Source organism: Brasilonema bromeliae SPC951, assembly GCF_012912135.1.
Lineage (GTDB): Bacteria > Cyanobacteriota > Cyanobacteriia > Cyanobacteriales > Nostocaceae > Brasilonema > Brasilonema bromeliae.
In genome coordinates this window covers 1-4048 of the sequence record NZ_QMEB01000061.1, presented here as the reverse complement: position 1 = coordinate 4048, position 4048 = coordinate 1, and the positions used below count along the sequence as shown (strand labels likewise).

At 40.9% G+C, this 4048-nt stretch carries 5 protein-coding genes; 2 read left to right on the top strand and 3 right to left on the bottom strand.

Features of this window, described 5'->3' with window-relative positions:
- The first annotated feature begins 191 nt into the window (after positions 1-191).
- A complete protein-coding gene (locus DP116_RS10235; RefSeq protein WP_169155091.1) occupies positions 192-854 on the top strand; it encodes a hypothetical protein in 663 nt (220 codons plus the stop codon).
- A 258-nt stretch (positions 855-1112) separates the two neighbouring features.
- Here the strand turns inward: DP116_RS10235 and DP116_RS10230 are convergent, their stop codons facing one another.
- Positions 1113-1382, bottom strand: a complete 270-nt coding sequence (locus DP116_RS10230) for a hypothetical protein (RefSeq protein WP_169155090.1) — start codon at positions 1380-1382, stop codon at positions 1113-1115.
- 450 nt (positions 1383-1832) lie between these two features.
- Positions 1833-2216 carry a mannose-binding lectin gene (locus DP116_RS10225; protein WP_169155089.1) on the bottom strand — a complete coding sequence of 128 codons (384 nt, stop codon included), beginning with the start codon at positions 2214-2216 and terminating at the stop codon, positions 1833-1835.
- A 137-nt stretch (positions 2217-2353) separates the two neighbouring features.
- Between DP116_RS10225 and DP116_RS10220 the strand changes: the two genes are divergently transcribed.
- Positions 2354-2899, top strand: a complete 546-nt coding sequence (locus tag DP116_RS10220; protein WP_281357392.1) for an IS630 family transposase — start codon at positions 2354-2356, stop codon at positions 2897-2899.
- A gap of 375 nt (positions 2900-3274) precedes the next feature.
- On the opposite strand, the gene DP116_RS10215 is transcribed toward DP116_RS10220, so the two are convergent.
- On the bottom strand, positions 3275-3484 hold the full coding sequence (locus DP116_RS10215; protein ID WP_169155087.1) for a TOBE domain-containing protein: 210 nt from the start codon (positions 3482-3484) through the stop codon (positions 3275-3277).
- Positions 3485-4048: the final 564 nt, after the last annotated feature.

The following is a 4048-nucleotide window of genomic DNA, read 5'->3' as shown; positions in this document are numbered from 1 at the left end:
GTTCTCCATCTTTGGTTTCCGTTCCTGAATCCCAAAATTGGGGCGGTATGGTTCTTGGTGTTGGTATCGCCTTGGTTCTGAAGAAAACATCAGCTTCTTCCAAAAAGCGAACGCTCAAAAAAGTGGCTACTTGCTGTCACTAGAAACGAATTTTTAACAATTAATTTTTAACAATTACAGAGGCATATTTTATGCGTTTTACTAGTCGGATCGCAATTGTATCCTTAACACTGTCGATATTGGGGTTTTGGCAAGCGACTTTAGCTGAACCTGGGAACCGTGCTTCTTGGGAAGAAAATACGTGTTCTGCAGGTCTGTCCCAGACATTGAGCTTGGGTGGTGAAGTCAAAAATCGAACAACCTTTGACTTGCAAAAGCTCATAGATTTGCAAGAAGATTTAAAGAAACAAGACCCAACAGTCGTGACCGAAGTGACTGTGTCTTTCCAAACAGGTTCCGGTCCGAGAACAGAAACATACTATGGAGTCCCTCTGTGGGAGTTAATTAATAATGAGAAAGCAGGAGGAGGACTTCAACCTGCTAATTCCGGTCAAAATACGAAAAACGCTTTCCTCCGACAGTACGTTCTTGCTGAAGCCACTGACTGCTATGAGGCGATCGTAAGTATTGGTGAAATTCACCCCAACTTTGAAGCCAAACAAGTGCTAGTTGCATATGCAAAAAAAGCAAGCGATGGTAGCATCCAATATTTGACAGATACAGATGAGGGATTTGCTCGTCTAGTGGTTCCTGGTGATAAAGCAGGAGGACGTTACGTTAGCAACGTTAGAAATATCTTAGTACTCTCTGCTCCTGCTTCCCCTTTAAAACCCAAATATTTCCGGCAGCCTTAATCCACTTTGATTTCTCTGAATAAAAGCAGACTTTATCTAAATCAAAAGAACTCCAGAATTTAAGTAAGTCGGCGTTAAAAAATCCACTTATGTAACGAAATGTAAAATCAGTAAACTGCTTAGAAATAGGTAATCTCACAGTTTTTACAAAACTCAACATACATTGGTTTTATTGTGCCGACTTACTTATACCAATTTAATGTGAAGCTGCATAGAAAAGGGCTTCTAAAATAAAGTTCTAAGCTCGACAAAATCCATTTAAGCAGCGTAGCCTAGGGTATCGGTCAACCGTTCCAACAAAGCACGAGGAATTTTTACCATATCGCTTGGTGAATGCGACATTGAAAAAGTACTTGACCACAGAGACTGACGGACAAGAGTGATCGCATCAACAAATGTCGGTAAGGGCTTGGCATACCAAGCTGCCTGTCGGATCGAAAACTTCTGTGAATTTTGTAGATGGTGTGCCACTAGGATCACCAGTGAGAACAATCCTAGTAAGGCTGGTGTAGTTCGAGCGATTGACAAATCAGCCCATTGCCGCCCTTGTTTCAACACCTAAATGTGCGCGTACTTCCTGAAAGGTGACTTCTATTTGCTAACGACGTACAAACCAATCAAGGATTTGAAGTGGAGCAATCGCAGGATTGGTACATAGAAAAGATGGATTTTGTCGAGCACTAACATGGAATTAGCTGACGGTTTCCGTTAGCTAATTCCATGTTTTGGCTATTTCTCTTTATGTGAAACCACGACCTGTCAACTTTTCCCTTTACCAACGACTTTTGACCACACCCTGGACAAAGACTTTCTTTCCAGTGCGAACCAACTCATGAGCGGTTTTGAATGCGTGGTCTTTCCTTGCTTTGGCAATACGTTGATGTTCACGCGCCTGGCGCTTGGCAAGTTTGCGACGTGCTTTACTACTTCCCGCACTAAACGGAGTACCGTTATAGTGCGGGGCTTACGGCGAAGAAACTAACGATCAAATGTTAAGTTTCCATCATTATTAGTAATGACACTATTTAAATCCAAGCTTGTCGATCTAAAGTCGCCATTAAACGTTTTACAATCTGCTTGTAATGAAGTTCCTGTCAGTTGTATATTTTGGCAAGTACTAGCAAAACCTCCACCTATTCTTAAATTCCCATCTCTATTTTCTATTCTTCTATTCAAATCCAAAGAAGTACTACGGAAATTAGCACTACGGTCTTTACAATTTGCCCTCAAAGTTGTACCATCCAGTGAAATATCTCCACAGCTACGAGAAAAATTTCCTGCTAAAGCTTCTTTCCCTAAAGGGTTAAAACATGCAGCTGCCATAGAGACAAAACATAATATTGATAATGTTTTTTTGTTCATTATTTTGACACTCCCTAATTTTTTATTAGACTACTGTATTTATATATAGGTGTGAGTACTATCAACTTATGCAGTTGTTGGGATAGAGATGAAAAAAAATGCCAGTATTCGCCAGGAAGTAGCAGCGCGTCCGCTATCTGTGCCAAGACGAAACTCGGGTCGGGATGAAGACCCTGACAGGCAAAGTGATCACTGCTCCTGGGATAAAACCAACCGTCGAAGTGAAATGGAACCGGGAGAATTTTTGGGTGTACGGCGCAATTGAACCCCTGACAGGAGACCATTTCCTTCACGAGTACCCTCAACTGAATGGGGACTATTTTCAAGAGTTCTTGAACTGGTTATCCCACGAGTTAGGCTCTGATTATGCCATTTTACAGATTGACCAAGCTCCTGCTCATATCAGTTCAGCAATTCGTTGGCCTAAGAACGTGATTCCTCTACTTCAGCCACCTCACTCTCCTGAATTTAACCCGATTGAGCGCCTTTGGCAGTTCCTCAAACGATCGCCCAAAAATGAACTTTTTTCTGACTTGCAAGCTTTACGAGATCGCCTTCAAGAGATGTTTGACCAACTCACGCTTCAACAAGTGATGTCTGTTTCTTCTTATAACTTTATTTTAGAAGCCCTTTTCTATGCAGCTTCACATTATAGCAGGGAACAGGGAAGGCTTAACGCTTAACAGACTTGAAAGTCTCTTGGTGACCGTGTTTTATCATTAGTTCGTGTCCTAATCTACCTGGCGGCTGCTAGAAATTGGTATTAACCCAAGTTGCTAGTTATCAAAAAGTGCCTAATTTTAAGTACAAAGTCTCAAATTATAGTACTTTGCAATACTTTAAAAAGCGTTTTTGTATCTTGATGATACCGTTTATAGGCACTAACTAGCAACTTACGTTATTAGTGGTTCTATTTAATATGATGTCCGCTAAATAACCCATAATGAAAATCTCTCTGTTTCTTGGCGTCTGGTACGTTTTTGTATGAGATTATATTCAGGGTATTTAAGCAGACATCATATCAGTAGTCAAGCCAGACTTAGGTAGAAAAGAGTCGTCTAATCAACAGAAACCATCACATCTGATGCTTTGATGATGGCGTAAGCTTCTTTTCCTTCTTTGAGTCCTAGGCTTTCTGCTGAAGTTTTTGTGATAACCGCAGTTACTTCTACTCCTGGTGCGATTTCTAAGGTTATCTCGTCGTTAACAGATCCGGTGACAATTTCTTTCACAGTACCTTTGAAAGTGTTACGAGCACTAATTTCCATATTCTTATGCTCCCTATTTTTTCATTCACTCATATTTCATTCTATCTTGTCTTGTCTTGGCTTGTTGCTGCTTGCAAATTTAACTTAAGTTGTACTGTTGATTAGCCCCTTGATTACTGTGTCATTAATTGTGTTATGAAAATCTCTTACATTATATCTGCAATCAACTTTCTTTTGGTTCTACATCAAACTAAATAATCTGATAATTTTACCAGGTAGATGAGTTGTTTATCCATCAAATAGGCACTTACTAGGGTTACAAAAACTAGGGGGTAAGGGTATAAGGGCACTGGCTCAACGGACAGGTGCCTCAAGTCGGGAAACCCGCCCACGGCACTGTCCTCCCCTACACCCCTACCACCATGCAACCCCTTTGAAACTTGTGTTACAGCAATTCAGCAAGGGAAAATTGCCGCTGACGCTCTAATTCCTGAAGTTGCTGTTTTTCTTGGTAGAAAACCTTACAATAAGATTCCCATTTTTCCGGTTCGGCTTCTGGATCGATTTGCTCAAAGAGTTCACATAAATGACGACAGCGCTTTTCACGCAGCACCAGTTCCATGC

What these genes read in the sequence shown, in the direction of transcription:
- DP116_RS10235 (WP_169155091.1), top strand. Translation starts at nt 192, where the DNA reads ATGCGTTTTACTAGTCGGATCGCAATTGTATCCTTAACACTGTCGATA.
- DP116_RS10225 (WP_169155089.1), bottom strand. Translation starts at nt 2,216, where the DNA reads ATGAACAAAAAAACATTATCAATATTATGTTTTGTCTCTATGGCAGCT.
- DP116_RS10215 (WP_169155087.1), bottom strand. Translation starts at nt 3,484, where the DNA reads ATGGAAATTAGTGCTCGTAACACTTTCAAAGGTACTGTGAAAGAAATT.